The organism is Clostridioides sp. ES-S-0123-01, from assembly GCF_020658415.1.
Taxonomy (GTDB): Bacteria; Bacillota; Clostridia; order Peptostreptococcales; family Peptostreptococcaceae; genus Clostridioides.
Map to the genome: position 1 here is coordinate 1 of NZ_JACVWD010000011.1, position 21,375 is coordinate 21,375.

General features: G+C 28.8%; 31 protein-coding genes. 7 read left to right on the forward strand and 24 right to left on the reverse strand.

Going from position 1 to position 21,375, the window contains the following annotated elements; translation table 11 throughout:
- The first annotated feature begins 374 nt into the window (after nucleotides 1-374).
- A complete protein-coding gene (locus IC175_RS18290; protein WP_021366504.1) occupies nucleotides 375-554 on the forward strand; it encodes a hypothetical protein in 180 nt (59 codons plus the stop codon).
- Between the two features lie 101 nt (nucleotides 555-655).
- Here the strand turns inward: IC175_RS18290 and vanZ1 are convergent, their stop codons facing one another.
- Both vanZ1 and IC175_RS18300 read right to left on the reverse strand, forming a co-directional pair.
- Nucleotides 656-1,165, reverse strand: coding sequence for a glycopeptide resistance protein VanZ1 (gene vanZ1 / locus IC175_RS18295; RefSeq protein ID WP_227851844.1), 510 nt, complete (start codon nucleotides 1,163-1,165; stop codon nucleotides 656-658).
- 321 nt (nucleotides 1,166-1,486) lie between these two features.
- Nucleotides 1,487-1,876, reverse strand: a complete 390-nt coding sequence (locus tag IC175_RS18300; protein WP_227851845.1) for a BlaI/MecI/CopY family transcriptional regulator — start codon at nucleotides 1,874-1,876, stop codon at nucleotides 1,487-1,489.
- A 420-nt stretch (nucleotides 1,877-2,296) separates the two neighbouring features.
- Here IC175_RS18300 and IC175_RS18305 point away from each other — a divergent pair, with 420 nt between their 5' ends.
- The 4 genes from IC175_RS18305 (at nucleotide 2,297) to IC175_RS18320 (ending at nucleotide 4,392) form a co-directional block, all read left to right on the forward strand.
- Nucleotides 2,297-2,656 (forward strand): DUF3796 domain-containing protein, encoded by a 360-nt coding sequence (locus IC175_RS18305; protein WP_227834498.1) that lies wholly within the window; start codon nucleotides 2,297-2,299, stop codon nucleotides 2,654-2,656.
- The gene (locus IC175_RS18310) at nucleotides 2,656-2,859 is read left to right on the forward strand and encodes a helix-turn-helix transcriptional regulator (protein WP_021384460.1); all 204 of its coding nucleotides are present in this window, start codon (nucleotides 2,656-2,658) and stop codon (nucleotides 2,857-2,859) included. Before IC175_RS18305 ends, IC175_RS18310 begins: the two co-directional genes overlap by 1 nt.
- 217 nt (nucleotides 2,860-3,076) lie before the next feature.
- The gene (locus tag IC175_RS18315; protein ID WP_227851846.1) at nucleotides 3,077-4,045 is read left to right on the forward strand and encodes a CPBP family intramembrane glutamic endopeptidase; all 969 of its coding nucleotides are present in this window, start codon (nucleotides 3,077-3,079) and stop codon (nucleotides 4,043-4,045) included.
- Nucleotides 4,046-4,074: 29 nt separating this feature from the next.
- Entirely contained in the window at nucleotides 4,075-4,392 is a 318-nt protein-coding gene (locus tag IC175_RS18320; RefSeq protein ID WP_227851847.1) for a hypothetical protein, read from the forward strand.
- Between the two features lie 73 nt (nucleotides 4,393-4,465).
- On the opposite strand, the gene IC175_RS18325 is transcribed toward IC175_RS18320, so the two are convergent.
- Nucleotides 4,466-4,753 (reverse strand): hypothetical protein, encoded by a 288-nt coding sequence (locus tag IC175_RS18325; protein WP_227851848.1) that lies wholly within the window; start codon nucleotides 4,751-4,753, stop codon nucleotides 4,466-4,468.
- Between the two features lie 349 nt (nucleotides 4,754-5,102).
- Between IC175_RS18325 and IC175_RS18330 the strand changes: the two genes are divergently transcribed.
- A complete protein-coding gene (locus IC175_RS18330; protein WP_227435222.1) occupies nucleotides 5,103-5,285 on the forward strand; it encodes a hypothetical protein in 183 nt (60 codons plus the stop codon).
- 73 nt (nucleotides 5,286-5,358) lie between these two features.
- On the opposite strand, the gene IC175_RS18335 is transcribed toward IC175_RS18330, so the two are convergent.
- The 11 genes from IC175_RS18335 to IC175_RS18385 all read right to left on the reverse strand — a co-directional run bounded on the left by IC175_RS18335 (nucleotide 5,359) and on the right by IC175_RS18385 (nucleotide 13,372).
- Nucleotides 5,359-6,174, reverse strand: a complete 816-nt coding sequence (locus IC175_RS18335; RefSeq protein ID WP_227851849.1) for an N-acetylmuramoyl-L-alanine amidase — start codon at nucleotides 6,172-6,174, stop codon at nucleotides 5,359-5,361.
- A 3-nt stretch (nucleotides 6,175-6,177) separates the two neighbouring features.
- The gene (locus IC175_RS18340) at nucleotides 6,178-6,606 is read right to left on the reverse strand and encodes a phage holin family protein (protein WP_255615875.1); all 429 of its coding nucleotides are present in this window, start codon (nucleotides 6,604-6,606) and stop codon (nucleotides 6,178-6,180) included.
- 63 nt (nucleotides 6,607-6,669) lie between these two features.
- Nucleotides 6,670-6,852 carry a hypothetical protein gene (locus IC175_RS18345; protein WP_227851850.1) on the reverse strand — a complete coding sequence of 61 codons (183 nt, stop codon included), beginning with the start codon at nucleotides 6,850-6,852 and terminating at the stop codon, nucleotides 6,670-6,672.
- On the reverse strand, nucleotides 6,852-7,151 hold the full coding sequence (locus IC175_RS18350) for a hypothetical protein (RefSeq protein WP_227851851.1): 300 nt from the start codon (nucleotides 7,149-7,151) through the stop codon (nucleotides 6,852-6,854). Before IC175_RS18350 ends, IC175_RS18345 begins: the two co-directional genes overlap by 1 nt.
- An 11-nt stretch (nucleotides 7,152-7,162) precedes the next feature.
- A complete protein-coding gene (locus IC175_RS18355; RefSeq protein ID WP_227851852.1) occupies nucleotides 7,163-8,617 on the reverse strand; it encodes a hypothetical protein in 1,455 nt (484 codons plus the stop codon).
- A gap of 17 nt (nucleotides 8,618-8,634) precedes the next feature.
- Nucleotides 8,635-9,435 carry a phage tail protein gene (locus tag IC175_RS18360; RefSeq protein WP_227851853.1) on the reverse strand — a complete coding sequence of 267 codons (801 nt, stop codon included), beginning with the start codon at nucleotides 9,433-9,435 and terminating at the stop codon, nucleotides 8,635-8,637.
- A gap of 16 nt (nucleotides 9,436-9,451) precedes the next feature.
- The gene (locus IC175_RS18365) at nucleotides 9,452-10,060 is read right to left on the reverse strand and encodes a putative phage tail protein (RefSeq protein WP_227851854.1); all 609 of its coding nucleotides are present in this window, start codon (nucleotides 10,058-10,060) and stop codon (nucleotides 9,452-9,454) included.
- On the reverse strand, nucleotides 10,060-11,112 hold the full coding sequence (locus tag IC175_RS18370; protein ID WP_227851855.1) for a baseplate J/gp47 family protein: 1,053 nt from the start codon (nucleotides 11,110-11,112) through the stop codon (nucleotides 10,060-10,062). Before IC175_RS18370 ends, IC175_RS18365 begins: the two co-directional genes overlap by 1 nt.
- Nucleotides 11,105-11,533 carry a DUF2634 domain-containing protein gene (locus tag IC175_RS18375; RefSeq protein ID WP_227851856.1) on the reverse strand — a complete coding sequence of 143 codons (429 nt, stop codon included), beginning with the start codon at nucleotides 11,531-11,533 and terminating at the stop codon, nucleotides 11,105-11,107. Before IC175_RS18375 ends, IC175_RS18370 begins: the two co-directional genes overlap by 8 nt.
- On the reverse strand, nucleotides 11,533-11,859 hold the full coding sequence (locus tag IC175_RS18380; RefSeq protein WP_227851857.1) for a DUF2577 family protein: 327 nt from the start codon (nucleotides 11,857-11,859) through the stop codon (nucleotides 11,533-11,535). The genes IC175_RS18375 and IC175_RS18380 overlap by 1 nt, the downstream gene beginning before the upstream one ends.
- A gap of 13 nt (nucleotides 11,860-11,872) precedes the next feature.
- A complete protein-coding gene (locus tag IC175_RS18385; protein ID WP_227851900.1) occupies nucleotides 11,873-13,372 on the reverse strand; it encodes an NlpC/P60 family protein in 1,500 nt (499 codons plus the stop codon).
- A 300-nt stretch (nucleotides 13,373-13,672) separates the two neighbouring features.
- On the opposite strand from IC175_RS18385, the gene IC175_RS18390 reads away from it, so the two are divergent.
- Nucleotides 13,673-13,873 carry a hypothetical protein gene (locus tag IC175_RS18390; RefSeq protein ID WP_074178739.1) on the forward strand — a complete coding sequence of 67 codons (201 nt, stop codon included), beginning with the start codon at nucleotides 13,673-13,675 and terminating at the stop codon, nucleotides 13,871-13,873.
- Here the strand turns inward: IC175_RS18390 and IC175_RS18395 are convergent, their stop codons facing one another.
- The 10 genes from IC175_RS18395 to IC175_RS18440 form a co-directional block, all read right to left on the reverse strand.
- Complete coding sequence (locus IC175_RS18395) at nucleotides 13,874-14,155, reverse strand: hypothetical protein (protein ID WP_227851901.1); 282 nt, start codon at nucleotides 14,153-14,155, stop codon at nucleotides 13,874-13,876.
- Nucleotides 14,156-14,160: 5 nt separating this feature from the next.
- The gene (locus IC175_RS18400; protein ID WP_227851902.1) at nucleotides 14,161-14,796 is read right to left on the reverse strand and encodes a LysM peptidoglycan-binding domain-containing protein; all 636 of its coding nucleotides are present in this window, start codon (nucleotides 14,794-14,796) and stop codon (nucleotides 14,161-14,163) included.
- Nucleotides 14,797-14,819: 23 nt separating this feature from the next.
- Entirely contained in the window at nucleotides 14,820-15,011 is a 192-nt protein-coding gene (locus IC175_RS18405) for a hypothetical protein (protein ID WP_227822913.1), read from the reverse strand.
- 54 nt (nucleotides 15,012-15,065) lie between these two features.
- Entirely contained in the window at nucleotides 15,066-15,866 is an 801-nt protein-coding gene (locus tag IC175_RS18410) for an SHOCT domain-containing protein (protein WP_227851858.1), read from the reverse strand.
- A 75-nt stretch (nucleotides 15,867-15,941) separates the two neighbouring features.
- On the reverse strand, nucleotides 15,942-18,725 hold the full coding sequence (locus IC175_RS18415; RefSeq protein WP_227851859.1) for a phage tail tape measure protein: 2,784 nt from the start codon (nucleotides 18,723-18,725) through the stop codon (nucleotides 15,942-15,944).
- A 3-nt stretch (nucleotides 18,726-18,728) separates the two neighbouring features.
- The gene (locus IC175_RS18420; RefSeq protein ID WP_227851860.1) at nucleotides 18,729-18,875 is read right to left on the reverse strand and encodes a hypothetical protein; all 147 of its coding nucleotides are present in this window, start codon (nucleotides 18,873-18,875) and stop codon (nucleotides 18,729-18,731) included.
- 26 nt (nucleotides 18,876-18,901) lie between these two features.
- Nucleotides 18,902-19,372 (reverse strand): phage tail assembly chaperone, encoded by a 471-nt coding sequence (locus IC175_RS18425; protein ID WP_227851861.1) that lies wholly within the window; start codon nucleotides 19,370-19,372, stop codon nucleotides 18,902-18,904.
- Nucleotides 19,373-19,403: 31 nt separating this feature from the next.
- On the reverse strand, nucleotides 19,404-19,838 hold the full coding sequence (locus tag IC175_RS18430) for a phage tail tube protein (RefSeq protein WP_227851862.1): 435 nt from the start codon (nucleotides 19,836-19,838) through the stop codon (nucleotides 19,404-19,406).
- Nucleotides 19,839-19,851: 13 nt separating this feature from the next.
- Nucleotides 19,852-20,922, reverse strand: a complete 1,071-nt coding sequence (locus IC175_RS18435) for a phage tail sheath subtilisin-like domain-containing protein (protein WP_227851863.1) — start codon at nucleotides 20,920-20,922, stop codon at nucleotides 19,852-19,854.
- Complete coding sequence (locus IC175_RS18440) at nucleotides 20,923-21,375, reverse strand: DUF6838 family protein (protein WP_227851864.1); 453 nt, start codon at nucleotides 21,373-21,375, stop codon at nucleotides 20,923-20,925. It abuts the gene before it with no gap.

A 21,375-nucleotide genomic window follows, 5' to 3' on the forward strand; every position in this document is an offset into this window, starting at 1 on the left:
TTGATAAAGCAGTTTATTATAAGTCTAAAGAACAAAAACTAGATTCTTTTGAATTAATGGTTCATTTAAAATTACATGAAGACCAGTAATACCAACAACGTATAAAGAGTAGTGTGTAATGAAATAAACACTACTTTTTATATGTATTTATTTACTCTATAAAATAATACCCATTCAAAATACTTTTCTTAAATCACTCAAACTAAAATACATATAAGATTATCATTAGTCAGTAAGTATATATTTTTCTACTTTCTAAAAATACATCCAAATCATCAAACTTTTTTAACAATTATTATTTTCAGAAAAGTGTTACTATTGAATATATTAAGAATAGTTAGAGATGGAGGAACTAAGATAGGAGCATAATTGTAATGTGTAGTCGTTGTGGAAAAGAAATAGATAAATATAGAAATAAATATATAACTTATTATGAGAAAAATACCAATGCAGAAATTAAAGTTTGTATAAATTGTGCGTTAGATTTATTAGAAAAAACAAGAGAAAATCAAGAATTGAACATACAAGAGTTTCAAGATACAATAATTCTTTAATAATTTAGGAAAGCACCTGTATAGGTGCTTTTTATGTGTAAATAATTTTATATGTAACTGTATTTTACGGTCTATTTTAAGCTAAACCTATATACTTATTTCTATAAGTTTGAAAAAATAACTAATCCTAAAAATAATACAACAATAATTGTCACAATCAATGCCAATATATTGATAATTTTTATGGTATTATTCTTAAATATTTTCGATAATAGCATAAAAACAGCTATTCCTATGATTCCTCCTAGTGTGTTTCCTATCAAATCAGTTATATCACTTGCACCTAGTGCAAATATATATTGAAGTGTTTCAAATGCTAAACTAACTCCAAAAATAGGTGCGACTTTTTTTATAAAGCTCCATTCTTCTTTTAGCATACACACATATATCCCAAATGGTATAAATATAGCCACATTTAATATAATCTCTGATATATCTACTCTATTATTAATTATAAGTGAACCCGCAAAAGGTACTAAGTTTATACTTCTAAGATTCATCGTTTCAAGAGTTGAAATATCAAATTGCAACTTGAATAGTATTATCCATGTTAAAACAATTATGTAAACTATAAATAATCCTTTTGTAATATTATGTTTTCTAGATTTCATTTATTACCTCCTTACTATATTATTGTATTATTTTATTAATACAATAATATAGTAAGGTAATTTATCTGTCAACTATTTCTTCTAAAATTATATTCCTTTTATAATTTCAATTTCTTTATCATATTTGCATGATTTAAGCTATTGTAGTATTTCATATCTTTCTTTAAAATTTAGTTGGTATTATTTTCTATATTTTTTACTATCAAATACTAAGGAAATAATCACTTTTCTTTATATAATTTTCTACCATCACATAACACTAACATTAAATCAAAACGCTACTCTCAATTGTCTCAAACTAAAAAGATACTGATAGCTTTATTAGTCATCAATATCTTCTTCTTTCAAATTTTTAAAGTATTCTTCTAATTTGTCCAAGCTTTTACTATCTAAAACTTCATCATCATGTAATGCTGAAATAAAACTCTTAAATGAATTGTTATGCATAAAACTAAAGAAACTCTTTGTCTCAACTTTTAAATAATCTTTCTCTTTTATAGCTATAGTATAATATGTACATCTATCTACCTTATCAGTAGTTAAAAATCCTTTGTCTACTAAATTTTTTAGGAATGTTAGTGTTGTACTCTTTTTCCAATCATACTTTAACTTCATAGCTTCTATGACATCCCTTGAGGCTAAGATATCATCCACTCCCCAAATATATTTCATCAGTTTTAGTTCTGCATGTGGTAATTTATTAATCTTCATTAGTTTACACCTCTTACCAATTTATGTATAACTAAATTTTATACCAATAAGAGTGTGTAATCAATTGAATTAGAATATATATTTATTCCAATTTATTCCATATAAAAAATAAGCACTCTTATAAAAAGAGTGCTTTGGTATATGTTAATGTATATATCTAATACAATTATAACATGTCTTATGTTCTAGTATGATAATTTTTGTTCGTTTTATTGTTACAACTTCTACTATAGTTTTATGTATTTCTTTTTAAATAATAAAAAACTACTTATTTTATTAATAATATAGATAAGTAATATTTATAAAATATTTTTTTATATTAAATTTATTTTTTATATTGCATGACAACCATAAAATGTTATATATTCTTAACAAGAAGTTAAAAATACATCACATTGCATAGTATTGGAGGAATTATTAATGAAAAATTTTAAAGAACTAAATAAGCTTGGATTTTTAGGTTTCTTAGGTTTTCTAGGGCTAATTGGTATATTATATACTGGTGAAATACATACAATTAGCTTCTGTGCGTTTTTTGTTTTCTTTAGATACTTTAATATAATGCCAGATGAATTATTTAAAGAAAATTTAAGAAAAGCAGCAACACCAGCATTTTTCTTAACACTTACATCATTATCAGCATCTATGGTTATATCTATTATTTCAGATAAAACTTCTAATATAGAAAATGGACTAGGAATTAGCTTTTCTATAGCAATGATTAGTTTTATAGGAATTTTCGCATATCTACAACATAAAGAAGGAAAAGGATTAGAATAATGATAATTCGTTCAAAAACTAAAGAATATAGAGCAAGGTACAATATGAATCAAGAAGAACTTGCATCATTGGTAGGTGTAAGAAGAGAAACTATTGGCAACCTAGAAAACGGAAAATATAATCCTTCATTGAAACTAGCATTTGATATTGCTAATGTATTTAATGTAAGCATAGAAGAAATTTTTGAATATATAAAGGATTAACAACTTAAATCAAGCGAATTGTAATAATAAAAATATAGTTCTCTTGTTTTTATGTTATAAAAAATGATATTTCTAGTTTTATATAACCTGTTAATATTTGTAATATTTTAGATACTCTTTATACTTACATTGCTGCTATACTTTTATTAAGAAAATTAATACAATATGAATTTGTTATTATAGAAAAGAAAGTAATATGTTAAAGGAGGTTTTTGTATTGAAATTACAAGAAAAATGGATTGATTTATTAAATCCAAGATATATTGAAAATGAAGAAAAAAGAAAGAAAACTCAGATTATAATATTTTTTTCTATAACTTTTGGCTTAACCTATTTATTAGGTTTACTATTATATTTCAATAAATTTATTGACCCAGAAAATTTTGCATCATTCATGATGATATTACCTTTATCTTCTGTTGCTATCGCAAAATTTTATACAGAAGGAAAAACTAATGATAGGTATAAGTTTTATTCATTGATAATATTATTTTTCCTTCTGTACTTTTTATTATTTATTATTGCCTCATTAAAGTTAATAACAAATAATGAATTCTCAATAATAAATGTTGTATTAACCTTTATAAGTAGTTTATGTGTTATTATTTATTCTTCTAAACCAACAGATTTGTATCTTCTAAGAAATCTAAGAATAGGTGCTTTATTAATTGTCTACTTTATATTTTCTCAAATTATCCTTGGATTAATAATAAGCAAAAATAATCTTAATTATAATGGTATTTTATTTTATCTTAATCTTACTATAATATCACTAATATATATTTATCCTTTTTTATCTGAAGAATACGGCTGGAGATGTTTTTTACAAAGTATTTTCTTTGGTAAATTTGGCAAAAAAATAGGTGTTATAATTGTAGGTGTTTGCTGGAGTTTATGGCATTTACCTTTACAATTTACATTCTATAGTCCAGATGCTCCAATAATGGGAAGTGTAATTCATTTAATATATGGAATCGGACTTTCTATATTTTTAGGTTATGTTTATTTGAAAACTAAAAATATATGGTTTTGTTCTATAATTCATGCTTTAATTGATAATTTAGATGTTATTTGTAATAGTTCTGAAATGACATTTAGCTACTATGTTATTTTAGAGAGGCTTATATTTGTATCATTATTTTATCTTCCTTTCCTCTTTGCAAAAGAATATAAAAAACATACATAAAAATTATTTTGTAAAGGAGGTATCCTACTATGAATTTTTGGAATATCAATCTTATACTTATTGGAGTGGGAATTATAGTATTAACTATAATAATATCTTTAATTAAACCTAAAACTAGTTTTTGCAGTGAAAAATATTTTAATAAATTAGAATCAATGTATGGAAATATAGATAAGAAAAAAACTGTTAAACTAGAAGCACTTTATCGCTATGTAACAGGTCTTGAGTATATAGCAATAGGCTTATTTACAAGAAGATTAGATATTACAATAATAGCAATAATATTAGTATATACTATAACAACAATGCTATATTATTTAATTAGAAGGAAATATATAACTATATAAACTATTTATAATAAAACGCTGATATAATCAATAAAGAAGGTAACAACTATCTCCAGTCGCTACCTTCTAATCATCAATTCTTAAGTTTTGATATACTAAAATTTTTAATTTGAGACTTGAATAACTGCTCAATCTCACCGACTACACTCTGTATCTTATTTTCATATCTTGAATCATAATATATATTTATCTCACCTATGCTATTTATACTTATAGAATAGTCTTTTCTTTCTATTATACATATGTTTCCACAATCAGATAAATCATTCTTGCATATTGATTTTAATTGCCTTTTTATCTTTAGAAAGTCTATTGTTGGATAAATATTATTTGGATAAAAACTTTTATCATTTATTAACATCTTATCCACCCCTTATCGTTTTATTTATAAAACTTTATACCTTAATCAAAACGATATTAAACATATTTTTCCATATATTTATAATTCTTTCATATAGTATTCACTTCTATCTATTGATAAAATCTAATATTTTGTAAAGCGTATCAAATCATTACCTTTTATAGCTGTGTACTTCTCTTTGGTTATACAATTAATAAATATAACTAGTTTTACAATTATAATGCCTAGTTTCGCATATCTACTTGTAAAATATTTTTAAAAAAAGTATTATTTAAATAAGATTTTAGATAACATAATATGCATAATTTACTGAATATTTTTTATTTTTCATTTTTTAGGGGGATTGCTTATGTTTAATGATATGATTGATGAATGTATTCACATAATGACTGCATATATTGCTAATTTAAAAGAATATTATTCATTCATAGAAACTCAGCTTGATGATTTCATTAAAAAATATGGAGAAGATATTGTAGAGTCTTGCCTTCATAGAATAATGATTTTGTTGTGCGAGTGTGCTTTAGTATAAAATTTAACCCATTAAAATAGATAAGAAGAATCTTATATAAAATTCGTCTTACCTATTTTAGTGTATGTCAATTCTATAACTTTTCTTTTACAAACGCTCTAGCTCTATCCATAGTTAACCATACATCATCAGCATATATCTGAGTAAACTTTTCTCCTGTGGTCTTACTCATTTCTTTCATCTTATTACAAGTTACTCCACCAATTACATATAGATTTTGTGTTTGGTGTGGCTTATAGTCTTTTATATCTGTAACTAAATAACTTTCTTTTGCTCTCTTATAATATAGTCCTAAAATGTCTGCTGATACTTTATCATCACCGCTGTATACTATTGTATGTTTGACCCTCTTTTTCTCCTCTGTATTATCTATAGTCTTATTTAAAATGCCTTCCGCTATTAACTTAGCAACTATATCTTTATGTCTAATATAATAGTTTGTATCTGCCTTACTATCTACGAAACATACTTCAATTAATATCGCTGGTGCTTTTGTATGACTAAGCCAGTAAAGCCCTCTTGTATCTGTCTTAGCCCCTCTATTTTTAAATACCATTGATAGTTTATCATTGACTCTATTTGCATACATTTTGCCATTATTAGTTTTATATATAGTTTCTGTACCCATAGGATTTAGGGTTGTATTATTTGCATTGAAATGGATTTGCACTGCTAAGTCTATGTCTTGTTTATTTGCTATTTGACATTGTTCTGATAAGTAATTATTAGATTTATCTATCTTACCAGTATATACAGTTGCTCCACCTTGTTTTAACCATTTAACAATTAAATCAGTTAGTATTCTGTTTTCTTTTCCTTCATCTATATAGCCAACTGCTCCTGTTCCTTTACCTGTTAGTGTGTGACCTGGTACTATTGCTATTTTCATTATTTACTTTCCTCCTTTAACATTCAATTCGTCTGTCATTGTATCTAGTAAATTTCCTATTTTCTCTTTTAGTTTTTTGGGCACTGGCAATCCACATAAGTACATATTTTTTAATATACTTACACTTTCATATAGAATAAATAAAATAGAGAAAAATTCGGATATTCCAAGATGATTTAATCGTAAAAAATCAACCCAATCCTGCGGTAACATAAATAAAAAGTTAAACTTTGTAAGTATGTCAACTACTGCTAGAAAAAATATACATGCTATCATTGCAACTTTTCTTATTCCTCCATTTATGCCAAAAGAACTATTAAACTGATGTGTTTTTATTGCTCTTAAACAACCTAGTAATGTATCAAATGCTATTGCTAATATTACTAACTTTATAAATATATTTGTTGCTAAAAAAACTATTGTTATATTCATACATCCTCCTAATTTTGTATTAAAATAGGACTTAGAAATTATCTAAGCCCATAAAAAAAGAACCTATATTGTTGGTTCTTCTCCTTTTACTACTCCACTATGCTCTATAATATAATCCTCTACAGCTTTTCTGTACTCTGTGTTAGTTACATCATCTAACTCAAAAGGTCTATTTTTTAAAGGGTTCAATCCTTTGTTTAATATTCTCTCTGCTAATATTCTTACTACAACATTATTTATATTCATTATAAAATTCCTCCTACCTTTTCATTTTCTGCAATTAGTAATTGATTTTCTAATTCTTGTATTCTTTTTTCTTCTTCTGTTAACTCTACTTTTATTTCTTCCAAAATTGGTTCTTTTGTTTCTACATTTATACCTATTAGCCTATTTCTAGTATAATCTATACTTCCATATGGCAACTCAATAGAATCTATTTTAGGAATATTGATATCTATACTATTACTTACTGTTTTTTCTCCATAAAACATTAATACATCTCCTGTTTTATTATCATAAAAAACTATTCTTCCTATATTTTTCATATCTAGACCTCCTATAAACATTTAATAGCATAATAAAAATAATACTTATCATTAAGTGAATCGTTTGGCATGTCGGAGCAATAAAAACCATTCTCTCTAAATACTGTACCAAAAAATCTAGTAGTATCATTTTCAGAAAAAGAATATTCATCATTAGGGTCACTTTGAATAATAGCCCAACCACGAGAACTATTCATAAAAGAAAAATATTTGTCTGGTGTAGCAATAGTGAGAAGTTGTGTTGATTTAGTCCAGCAGTGGTAAATAACAAAATCAGGTCTAAAGCCACAATCAACAAACCAATGCAATGTAACATCAGTGCTATAAGCATATTTATATTTAGAATTTAATGCACTTATTTGAGTATTTAACTGAGTTATAGTATTATTAGCTTGTGTTAATTGATTCATCAAATCTTGTAAACTAGCGTCTCCACTATCAAAACCTCCCTTAATTTTCTCTGACAACTCAACGAGTGTATTATTTAAACTTGCTTCTATATTCTTTAATGCCAATACATTTATGATACTTGTTTTTCCATTCTTAAACCCTTCTCCAATCTCTACCAATTTAGATGATATATCTTGTAAATTAGCATCTGTTGGAAGTGGCATTATACTCTTACTTATACTTATAACTTTTTCTTCTACAACATTTTCTGCATCAGTTACAACTATTTTTAATGTGTGTATTGCGTTGTCTGTAAGTTCATAGTTTATAGTCTTTTCTGAATACAAGTCTGTAGTAAAAGTCTCTTTTAATGTTTCATCTAAATAACACTCTATTTTTGTCAATTCACTGTATATTTTTGTTACAGTAAACTTAGCTTGTTTGTCAGTTGCACTTGATGTTATATTAATTCCTTTATCCTTTTTCCAAAAAGAGTAAATTCTATAAAAATTATCATAGCCATCATTTAATGTTATTTTTAGTTGATGCGTACTTACAGTAAAAGAATTTATTTGCTCATCTGTAACTATAGCTGTTAAATTAGCGTTATTTGTAACATTATTAAAAGTCTGAATTACTTTATCATCTAAGCTAACATAGACAGTTAAATTAGCATTTGGAGTATCATCATTTACGGAAAAATCAATACTAAATCCTTTACGCTTATCTGAAAGCACATTATCAATTCCTGATATACTAGGTTTTCCTTTTATAGTTATAATTCTATCAGAAGTGTATGGAAATACTTGTTTTGTGCCAACGTGCATACTTTCACAATTATAAGTAAATGTATATTGACCATATCCCCCCAAGCCCCAAACATTTCCTGAACCCCAATTTAATGTTGAGCCATTGTAAGTGCAACTTAAGCAAGTTTCTTCAAACTCACCATTTAGTCCATGGTCACCACCAATCCACCCAAAATTTTGCCTTCCACCTGCAAATGGATTAAATGCAAGATTTTTAGTATATTCTCTTTTGTCAGGTAAATTAAAATAACTCATTGATAACGCCATTTTTTTCACACTCCTTTCTATATAGGTAATATATTATTTATTGTATTTATATTGATTTCATTAAAAGTCTCTATCTTTGCAACAACTTCATCTATTGCCCCTTGCACAGTAGTAGCAGTAAGATTGCTTGTTGCATTGTTATAACTTGTTTTCTCTGCTGTTGTTTCTATACTATCTACGCTAGTTTTTACCTCATTTATTGCACTAACTATATTTGTTTTATCTGTTGTTTCAAGTAGTGTTGTATCTCCTATTTTATTGTTAATCTCCGTCTTAGCAGTTTCTATATTGCTTGTTAACTCCGTTTTAGTTGTATCAATTTTAGTGTCAACAGTATCTATTTTAGCATCTAAATCCTGTATATCTTTAAGTGTCGCAAGTATAACAGTTGGGTCTACTTTTAGATTAATATTAGCCACATTAGATACAACTAATATAACTTTTATTAATAGTTCTTTTACAGTTCCCGAATCTGCTTTAGGTTTGTATGTTACTGGATAACTAGAAATCGCTAATAATTGGTTTTTAGAATCGAATAGACCAACTTCTCTTATTTCAAATCCTCCAACATCTCCTGGTATGAATTTTTGTATTACTACCCAATTTGGATTGTCTTTATCTGATTGTGCATGTTCAAGTGTACTTTCCCAAACTACATTTTTTAAAGCTATTTGGCTCTCTGTTGGAGTATAAGAAGTCCCTCCACCATCTCCGACCTTTATCTTTGCAAAATCTACTTTTTCACCTGTGATACTTGCATTTGCTATTGCTGCCTTGCCAATGTCAGTCACTAAAGTAAAATATTGTTGTTCTGCCAACTTTATCACCTCATTTCTATTTTTTAGGATACAATGTTACTTTTTCTAATGCTCTATCATTTCCACTACAAATAGCTATTTCTCCAAAGCTTTCTAAATTTCTAGGTACATAAGGGTATATTGTAACTGTTTCTCCTGTGCTCATTGTTGCTCCTGTATAAAGCCCATTTTTATTAAATAGTATTCTCTCAAATTTGTGTTCAAGATGTGCAGGTTTTATTTCTTCTATTTTCTTATCTAATTCTAAAATAGTGTTATAACTGCAATTATTTGTTATAAAACTAAGTGTAAAACTAAATAGATTACTGAACACTTCTACATCAACATTAGTCTTTGTATAAGCCTCTCCTATCACTTTTATAACTTCTATTGTAGTTGTACCCTTGCCTCTCATTTTCGCTTTTATATTACTTCTTCTATCTTCTATGCTTAAATCAAATCTATTTTTAATAGATAAAATATTTTCCCAGTAATCTAATCCCCATGTTGCAGTATCAACAAAGAATTGGTCAAAAGTATCGTCATAAGTTTCTCTAAGTGTTTCTAGCTCTATATCATAAGCTTCTTGTATTTTTCTAGTAATATCATTGTTGTAAAAAGAAGGGAGCTTATCAATTAACTTCATTAAGCTACCACCTCACTAAATTCAAGCGTCGTAACACTTGGGACTTTGTCTTCTTCAAAACTTATATTTTCAGCTTTATTATTTAAAAGTAAATTACTAAAGTCATGTAGACCTTCCGTACTTGCAAGTATTGCACTTACTTTGGTGTAAATTATTTCTTTATTAACATTTATTAAATAGCTATTAATGCTTTCTAAGAAACTTTCTTTTACAAAATCTAGTGTATATCCTGCTTCTAATTTTATAGATGCACTTATACTTATATCAAGTGACGAAGGTGTTGCAACTGTTAGTGTAGCCCCAATCGGCATTTCTGCTTCGATATGCTCTCTACATCTTTCAATTACTTCTAAGTCAACAGCTTGATTATTTTCTCCAAAGATTAATACTTTCACCGTTCCTGCTCCATCCCAACGTGGATAAATTTTAGCATTATATACTCCTTCAACTTCTAAAGCCCATTCCTCATAGTGTGCTTTATTTCCGCTTGTAGCTTGATTTTTCTGTATTTTATAGAATCTTTCTTTTAATTCTTCGTCTGTTTCTATTTCTGTGCCACCTTTAAAATCTGCATTATTATAAATTTTAGTTATACCGTTTATTTCGTCTTGTAGCTTAAATTCTGTGTTTGCAGGTATATTATATCTAATTCCAATTTCTAAAGCCTGTATGGGGCTTGTATTTCGTTCGATTTCCGAACTAATTTCTATATCTTTAATTACCACGAATAATAGCTCATTGTAAGATATAATAGTTCCATTTTGAACAACTGTCCCGACTTTTCCCTCGAACATCACTTCTCCTGTCGCTTCTGTTCCTAACTTTCTGTATACTCCAAATTCATTTACTCTCTTATCTAAAAAATCATAGAAGTTGTCTTCTATAAAAGCTTTTTTATGAAGGTAGGAAAGTTCTATATAGAATTTTGCTAATTCACTATTAACAGGAGATACCATATCACTTAAAAAAGAACCCTCGCCTTTATAGATATTTAAATCTATATTGGATAGAGTTCTGCTTTTAACAACATCATATGTTTGACTACTATACATTAACTTCCACCTCCCCATAAATTGTATTTATAGTTATGTCTACACTTAATAAATCATCTGTAAATTTTGTATTTGCAACATTAACATCTAGTATATATGGATTAACTAGTAAAGACTCCTTTATATACCTAGATGCTTCACTTTCTGTAAGCCCTTTACTGTATTTTTGACCTATTAATTCAGATAGCTCTGTTCCATATCCCCAACTATAAATTTCATGCTCATACCTATTTGTTTTAATACACTTGTATACCCAAACTTTGATAGCTTCATTTCCTTCAACAATCTTAAAATCTCCATTTTCTAAAACAGGCTCATCTTTTTCAAAGTTCCATGCTACTTCTCTGAATAATTCTAACTCTTTTTCTTTTGATACTTCATAATCTGCTGGCACTCCTATGAATGGGAATATTGTACTCATTATAAACTCACCAACTTACTTACAACAGCAAATTTATTACCTATTTTAAACATTATTACTGTGTCCTCTTCCTCAAAAGTATCTATAAACGGATTTTTTACTTCATGTTTATGTTGTTGGCTTGTTTCTGTATTAAATGTTTCTATCTGTCTATCAAGAATCCAACTATCTATTAAAATATCTTCTTTTTCTAATACAATGCTATTTGTCTCTATTTTTAAATCTGGTAATTTACTTTTAATTTTTCCAATAAAAAAAGAAGGTTCATTGTAATGTTTCCCTTCCTCTCTTATTATTCCTATAAATTCATTTATTGGATTAGCCACTATATCACCATCCTTATAATACTCTCCTTGCCGTATTAAAATCTTTTCTAACACTTAACTTACTTATTTTAACCACATCACCTTTTTGTGGGGCGTGTAGATACTCTCCATTGCCTATATATAAACCAACATGACTAACTGGATTATGGAAAAATACTAAGTCTCCTGCCTGTAAATTATTTTTCTCTACTTTCTTGCCTTTAGTTGCTTGCTGACTTGAAGTCCTTGGCAGATTAACATTAACTTTCTTAAAGCAATATACCATCAATCCCGAACAGTCAAAATTACTAGGTCCATTTCCACCCCATTTATAAGGCTTACCTAAATGTTTCTTTGCCTCCACTATTACTGTACTTGCTTTTCCTGTTGCATTTGTATATCCTGTACCATCACCTATAATTACAGTTCCTTTTCTTCTTCCAAAATCATTACATTCTTTTTCACTAGACATTAATATATCTATTCTATACACTCCATTTTTTAAGTCAATTGCTCCACCTCTATCTGTTACTGTATAAGTTTTGCCATCAATTTTAGTGCCAGGACATTTTGCTTGAATTTGTGTCTTGAATTTAAGTTTACTAGGTGCAGCACAAGTATTGTTTGAAGGTACAAGTCTTTTGTTGTCCATCGCTTGATAATATCCACCCTCAAGTGGATTATTAGATGGATAATAAGCTGTAAATTCTGCTTTTACTTCTTTCCCATTCAGAGTGCCTTCGCCACCACTAAAATCTGAGCTTTCTTCTTTTTGCTCGTCTTGTCCTGCGGTCTTTTCATCCATAATATTTTGGAAGTTCAAATCTAAGTCTATCTCATAATTTCCAGAACTGTCCCAGTTATGTTTATCTGTGTCTATATAAAATAGACCTACAAGTCCTGTATAGCTATCCTTTACTTTTACACCTCTGCCAGTTATACAACTTACGTCACCATATCCTTTCAGATTACAAGTCTGCTCTATTCCTTTAAACTCACTTTCTATATCTGTTGTATTATTTTCTTGTTGTTGTATAACTTTTTGCATGATTACTCCAACATCTTTGAAAATCTCGTCGTTGACCTTCTCACTTATTTTATTGCCATACTGGTCTACAACTAATACCTTATTTTTTACATTTTCCATACTTTCTGAGAAGCTTGTATTTATAAGGTTAAACCCTTCTTCAAAAATAACATTTAGTGTAACTGTACCTTTTTCAATGACATTAAATTTATCTACATTAGCTTCTATCATATACTTTTTTTTAGTTGTCTTACTAGCTTCTGTATATGCACTCATTATAGTATCATAGCCAGTTACACCAATAAACATCTTCGTATATTTAACATTAGTTTTAGGTATATTTCCAATTGCAAGTTTATTGTCATTAAAAACTTGTTTTGCAATATCTTCAACCAACTTATCTTTAAAATTGTATGATACCTCGCTTTGAGTAAGTAAAAATCCCATGTCTTTTGATGTGAGGCTAATACTATTATTACTAGAGTCTTTAGACCTATTAATTATCATTCCTCGATAGATTTCTTTATCATCTACATAAAAACAAACCGTACTAGCTATTGGTATATCTATCTGTCTAAAATTAATATCAGAAGCTGACTGGACTATAGAAAACTCTAATGTCCTTGATGGTGACTTATAATCACCTGACCATGTAATTTTTTCTACTATATCGGTTATGTTGTATATAGCTCCATTTTTTATATGGACCTGTAATTTTATATTATTGATTAAAATCACCTCACTTACTCTACACATATAAAAACACCACCAAAAATGATAAAATATACCATGAAAGGAGGTGTTTTTATGTATGACTTCAAACCTGTAACAGGTTATTGCCCTTTTTTAGAAAAGGATATTACTGTTACTTGTAAATTTCTCTTAGTACATAAACCTAGAGAGCTTAATCCTGGTAAAAAATTCATGGGACATAATTGTTCACAAGAAAAATGCACTTATGATGGTAAATCCTGTCCTTTGGCTAATCTAGGGAGAGAAACTTATTAATTAGTCTATAAAACCTGCACCTGGACACATTCTTACTCCTGTAATTTTTGATAATTTTATGAATGTGTCCCAGTGTGCATAACCATATCCACTTTTAAAACATTCTCTTTCATACTTACAAGTTTGGCAAGGGTCTAATATATCATGTTCTTCTCTAAAACATCTCTTTATAACGTTTATTTGAATATGTTTTGCCATACAATATAAGTCTTTTTCTGTTAAATCTTCTTTCGTTAGACCATAGTTTTCTGGTATTATTCTTACTTTTTGCAACTCTATCACCTCGCTTAAGGAATTACTAAAACCCATCCATCTTTTATTATGTCAGGATTTTTAATTAATTTTTTATTTGCATCATAAATTTTCTTCCACAAATCTCCATCGCCATAATATTTTTTTGCAAGTGACCAAAGACTGTCGCCTTTACCCACTTTATGAGTCTTTTGTTTATTTTTAACTTCAAATCCCTTCGTCAAAGGTAAATCAAGTTTTGAAGATATCTTATCATTTGAACTCGTATTGATTTTAGGTATCTGTATTCTTTTATACTCTTTTAAATTTAAAGTGAAATATACATCTCCTGTACAGTCTTTTTCTTCATATTTAAAACTGTCTATTATTACTTCCATGTTTATATTAGTTTCTGTAATGGTATATCTTAATATAAGCCCCTCGTTCATCCACTTCTGAATTTTATTTACACAGTCGTATGGTGTTGGGAAACCTGTATAATCACAGTAACTTGCTTCGTTTTTAGGAAAGAAACTAGATATTTCTGTAGTTCTTAAACCTACACCTCCAAATACTGCAATTTCTCCTGTTTTCAAGATATTTGAGGTATTTACTATTGCCTTACTGTTTATCTCAAAAGAGCTTGGGAAAACAGGAAATCTAAAGGTGTCATTTGCTTGTCTAATCCACATTTCCAACTACATCACCTCTATATCTATTCTAAAGATATTAAAAACTTAGCTTCATCAATTATAGTTTTTTCAAAAGCTTTATCCAAATTTTCATACCTAGCAATATCTTCTTCATTATTTGAATACTCATGTATATCTTTAATTAAATTTTCTTTTGCTTGTATTAAGAAATTTAATCGCTTTAATGAGCCAATAAACTTTATGCCTTTATTCAACACAATCACCTCCATAATAAAAGCACCTACATGTTTGCAAGTGCTTTCTGTATATTATAAATTTAATAATTCTTTTTTCTTAGCATTAAATTCTTCTTCTGTTACTGCCCCCATGTCCAACAATTCCTTTAATGTTTTTATTTGCTCTAATGAACTATTACTTTCTGTATTTTTTTCTATACTATTTTCATTATTTCCGTTTTGAATTATAGATAACATAGATAATATTTGTTGTGCAGAATCATATGCATTTTTATATATAAAAGAATCTGTTTTTGTTTGTGTTGTAACCAAATTGATATATACATTTGGATAATTTAAGTTATTAAGTGTTATTTTTATTTTGAGACTATTTACAACTGTCTTTGTATTCTTTTTCCCTGTTACGCCTCCAACTACAGCTCCTACTCCTCCAAATAACACTCCCCCTGCTATTGCTTTGCCTAAACCACCTTTTATTATACTTTCTTCATCTTCTACTAGTTCATATTCTACAATCTCATCAAAAGAAAAAATTTTAGGGTTTATTTTTTTCCCTATAGAACCATCTGGTATTAGACATTTTCTTTGTACTTCATCAATTTCTAAATAAACAGATACTTGTTTTGTAGTGTTGAAGTTATCTAACTCCTCTAGATTATCACCTCTTTTTTCAAGAAGACCTAGAATGTCCTCCTTTGTAACTTCTTTATTTTTTTTATTTAAAAATGCTGAACCAAAAGCAGGATTAAGGACATATTCTATTCCTGTACATCTTTGCAAACATTTTTTACATACATATCCATCTTTAATTTTCAGATTTTTAGTTTTTTCTCCACATATTACACAATTTTCTTTAGAACTAAATAATGCCATATATTTATCCCCCCTAAAATATAATGATATACTACAATTATAGCACATACTCACATATTTTAGAGTTCTATGTTTCTATACACCACCTGCTAAATTTAACTTTATTTCATTAACTAACATCTTAGTTAATTTAGTCATATCAGCTTCTTCTTTAACTGTAACACCACCCCAATTTATATTAATGGTAATATTATTACTTTCTTTATTATTAGTAGTTTTACTATCAGTTTTATTGATGGTATTTTGCTGAGTTCTTTGTGTTATAGCTTCTTTATACTTACTTGTATAGTCACTTTCTTCAATTTCTTGTGGTTTGTACATTCTCTGAGTTAAATTACTAACTACATTGTCAATATTACTCTTCAAACTTGGTAATTCTACTTTTATACCTTCCCAAATTCCTAAAGGAAGGAATCTCCCTACTAAATCTCTTAATTTCCAAGAAGGGGAATGTACTCCAAATCCATTTTTAAATCCATCTATTACACCCTTTGCAAAATCATTTACTTTTCCTTTTAACCAGTCACCAGCTCCAGTTATACCATCCCATAACCCTTTAACAACATTTTTCCCTATGTCCAAAACTTTTTTAGGTAGTGCTTTTAAAGTGTCCACCACTGTGTCAACTAACTTTTTAGCTCCTTCTCTACCCTTGGTAGCCATTTGGCTTCCCCAACTCACTACTTTTTGAACTGTATTTGTAAGCCAAGTCCAAACTCTGCCAGGTAAGGTTTGAAAAAACACCACTATATTATTAATAATCATCCTAGCATATATTTGAGCATAAGTTATCATAGCCATGCCCCATTGCCCAATTTTTTGTACTGTATTTACTAACCAAGTCCAAATTTTATTAGGAAGTTGAGCAAAGAATGTTCCTATATTATTAATCCATATAGGAACATTTGTAACTAAGTAAGTCCAAACAGAAATACCCCAAGAAATTATTTTGCCTAATGCAAATCCTAATCCATAGCCAATTTTTGCAGGTAATTGTCCAAACCACACTCCAATATTATTTATCCATGTTGGAATAGTTTGAGTAAAGAAAGCTACAATAGCATTCCAACCATTTACAAAAGTCTGTTTTATGTTGTTCCACATCTGTACAAACCAAGTTCCTGCATTTGAAAAACTTGTACATAGACTTTCCCAAGCTTGTGGAATAGTTTGTGTAAAGAAATTACATATACTTCCCCAAACTTTTGTTGCTGTTTCTTTTATATTATTCCAAGCTTTTATAACAAAATCTCTAAATCCTTTATTTGTATTCCATAAGACTACTAAACCTGCAACTAAAGCGACTATAGCAATTATAGCAACACCAACTGGTCCTCCTAACGTAGCTAAAGTAGCACTCCAAACTTGTGTTACACCTTGAGCTATAGTCATCTCTCCAGTTAAAACTCCAACTAAAACTTGAAATCCGCTTAATACTGTGCCTGCTTCTGCCATGCCTGCTATATAGATTCTTACTGCTAATTTAGCTGCAACCCATGCTTTTTTTAGTGCAACAATGCTTTTAACTACACTAGTCATAATAGAAGCTGCTTTTATGCTTACAAAAATACTTGCAATTGTGCTTCCGTTTTTTAAAATCCAACTTAAAGACTTTATCAAAGGTGGTAATGCTTTTGTTGCAATCTTTACAGCATTAGATAATCCACTTTCAATTTCTTTAGCAAAGCTATTTATTGACTTAACACCATCATTTTTCAACCAATTCGCAAACTCATTTAAAGCAGGTAACATTCGTTGACCAAGCGGTATCAGTACATCTGCATTTATAATTCTGCCAATACCTTGTAAACCTTGCGAGAAGGAAGCATATTTAATTTTGTTTATTTCATCCATAGTATTTTTTGTTTCATCAAACTTATCTCCTATATTGCCAAGTTGCCTACAAACGTCTGGTCCTAAATCTTCCCACATAGTCTTAAAAAGCTGAGCTCCAATAGTACTTTGCTTCAAAGGGTCATTTACATCACCTATAGCTTTCATAGTGTCCATAAAAGCTTTCTTAGCAGATTCGCCTCCTCCTGCAAATTTCTTAGCCATATCGTCAGCGTTGAAACCTAGTTTCTTAAAAGCATCTACAGTAGTATTAGAACCATCGATTGCGTTTACAGAAAGTTCTTTTATTGCATCTCCAACTTTGTCAAGGTTGAATGCTCCACTATTCATGCCTGTTTCAAAAATATTGAACATGTCTGTAGCAGTAAACCCAAATTTTTTAAATTGAACCGAATATTCATTAATATTATCGAGTAATTCGCCCGAATAATCTAATCCTCTCTGTTGACCTTGTGCCATTAAATTAAATGCTTCATCGCCACTTATACCAAAATTTTGTATCAGTGCATCTGCTGACCTAATACTTTCAGATACCTCGTATCCGAATGTATCTCTGAATCCGATTGCTTTTTCAGTTAAACCTTGTATGTTTCCAGTTGCTCCTGCTAGGCTTTTGTCCACTATAGACATAGCATTTGCTATATCTGCAAAATCCTCGCCAAAATTATTTTTATATACTCCAAGCATAGCCCCTTTTAAATGTTCCATGCCTTGTACTGTATTTCCTGTTGAAGCTTGTATCTGATTCAGAGCCTTTTGATAATCTTCATTTGCTTTAATTGCCATTCCACCAATTGACACTACTCCTGCACCTAGCCCTGCACATGCTTTAGATGCTATTTCCCCAACTTTTTTTAACTGTTCTTGCAATCTTTCTTGTGCCTGTGATGTTGTATCAGTTTGGTTTTGGAGGGCTCTAGTAGCATCTCTAACTTGTTGCAAAGTTCTACTAGCTTCATCTCGCATTCTTATAACAGCTTCTAAAGCTCTACTACCTGCTGACATACTCTATAGCCCCCCTCCAAAATTCTTTATTTCTTCTATTTTTTCATCCATTTCTTGATACATAAAAGCTCTAATTACATGTTTTTCACCATATTTAAGCTTAAAAAAATCGGATGGCATCATATTATGGTATCTAAACATTAGATACATTAAATTAACTTCTCCATCCGATTTGATTAGTTTTTTATTTTTTCTTCTATTCTCTTATCTTTTTCAGAATTAGATTCGCTATATCCGTTTAGCTCGCATATTTTGTTATATAAATCATTGATTTCACCTGCCAACAACATTTTTCTTAATAACTCTTTTGGTGTTGGAGATTTAAAATGTTTTAATAACGCCTTATCTTTAAATGTTTTGCAAGAAGCTAATATAATGTTTGTTTTCATCTTAAAATTGTCTAAATCTTTAAGTGAACCATTTTCTATTTTTAATCCACTTGACTGTAATTCGTCAAAAGTTTCAGGTTCCAATGCTGTACATTCAAAAGGTATTTCTATACCTACTTTTTTACAAAATATTGTACATGTCATGCTTGGCATTTTAATTTCGCCTGCATCCATTTTGAGCAATAATTCTACTATATTCTTCACTTCTGTTGTTTCTTTTTTCTCTATTATTTCTTTTTCTAATTTATTTTCACTCATATTAATTCTCCTTTTTATTGTTAATTATTTTTTATGCTGCATCTAATATCTCAAAATCTTCAAAAGTGAAAGACGCTTCAATTTCTCCTTCTTTTCCAATCTCCCAGTCTATAATAGAAAGCCCATCAAAACTTACACCTGTTAAGCAAATCCTTTCTACCCCTATACCATCAGGGTCAGCTAATTTACTAATAATAGTGAATTTAGGCTCTCTACCTTCTTTTATAATTTGTGTTATATATTTTAACATCTTTGAATCTACATGATATAATGTTATAGAACCTTCGGCACTAGCACCTATTACTTTTTGACCTTTAATCATTTTCCTAGGTCTAACTATTTCAGCTTTATCAAGTTTAATTTCAGCTTTTAATGCTTTACACTCTGCTATCTGTTCTTCATTTAACCAACATTCTCCAAAAGTACCATTCATAACTTGATTTGATTCATAATTTGTAGCCAACATTCTCACCTACCTTCTACATTTGGACTCTTATATTTATATCTTCCATTGCATCTACTAATTTTAAATTTATTAAATAAAATCCATTTGAACCTGTATTTGCTTCTTTTATCTCATTTTCTTTCATCTTACTTGTATCTATTTTTTTACCTTCTAAATACTCTTTTTGCTTTACTAAGTCAATCTCAACTGTAAAATTAGAGTCAATTAATTCTTGTTTCGCTAATCCAGTTAAATATGACTGTACAGCTACTATGAATAAGCATTTATTGTCATAAGTGTTTGGACATTTACGTAAATATTTCTCGACATAAACATTTTTTATATCTTTGCTTATCAAATCTTTTGTATCGACAAGCTTAATCTTTTGAAATATTTCTCCTTTTTCTGCTGTTAAAGTTGTAAGAGAATTTACTCCCCTAGCAATTCTAATCTTACCTGATAATCTTCTTAAAATTAATTCTCCCGATTGTACTTTAGCGTCTGCACTAGCTTTGTCTATCTTTGTAATAGATTCAACTTCATCAAGAGGAGCATAAGTAACAGATTGTGTGCCAGGTGTAGAGGCTATAAGAGAAGCAATACGTGGCGTGTATTTTTCTGCTGTTATTTCTTCACCATCAACTACTACATTTTCAGTAAAATTAATAATTGCTTCATTATCAGCTTTGATATTTGCAAGAACCGCTTTAGCCTCTGTGCTTTCTTCCTCTCTTATTTTCTTAATCCATTTTGCAATTGTTTGTTTTTCTGATTCTATAGCTTCTGGCATACATAAGTAATTAAATTCTACAGATTCTAATTCTTCTAGTATATCCTCAACTTTTCCATCTTCTGTGAAAGTGCTTATAATAACTTTACTTGGTTTTAGTATCTTCTCATTGTCAGTAGAACCCATAAAAGCATATTTTATATATTTTTTATTAGAATCACTTAACGATGTTGATATATCATCTTCGCTTGTAAGCTCTTTATACATCTTTGTTGTATCTTTCAATACAATTACTACTATTCCAGCTCGGGAACGTTGTATAAAGCTTGTAGCCAACTCTTTAAACTCTATATTTATGTTAACTAATCCAGCCATTTAATCACTCCTTTCAAATCTCATATTTAGTTCTTCCATCAACTCATGTTTTTCTTCTTCAAAATAAATTTGCTCATGATAATTTATAGATATAAGAAATTGAACATAATTTCCTATCTCATCTTTTTCTATACTTCCACTTTTCTTACTGAAAGTTAAATATCTATCTTTTACTTTTATATTTCTAGTGAATATGTTCTCTAATTTATTTAGAATGTCAAATAAATCAGTTTTCTTTTTCTTCCAGTTTGGCAAATACTTTATATCAACTAAAAAACCTTTTATATCAGTCCTTTTAGTTGCTGAATTACTTTCTTCTGGCAATATCTGCACAAAAAAACAAGACTTTTTATTGTCTTGTATGTTATATCCTTCTACAAATATATCTTCATTAAAATTTTTAGATATTTCTTTAGTGAATGAGTATAGTATATCTTTGTAGCTTAACAACAT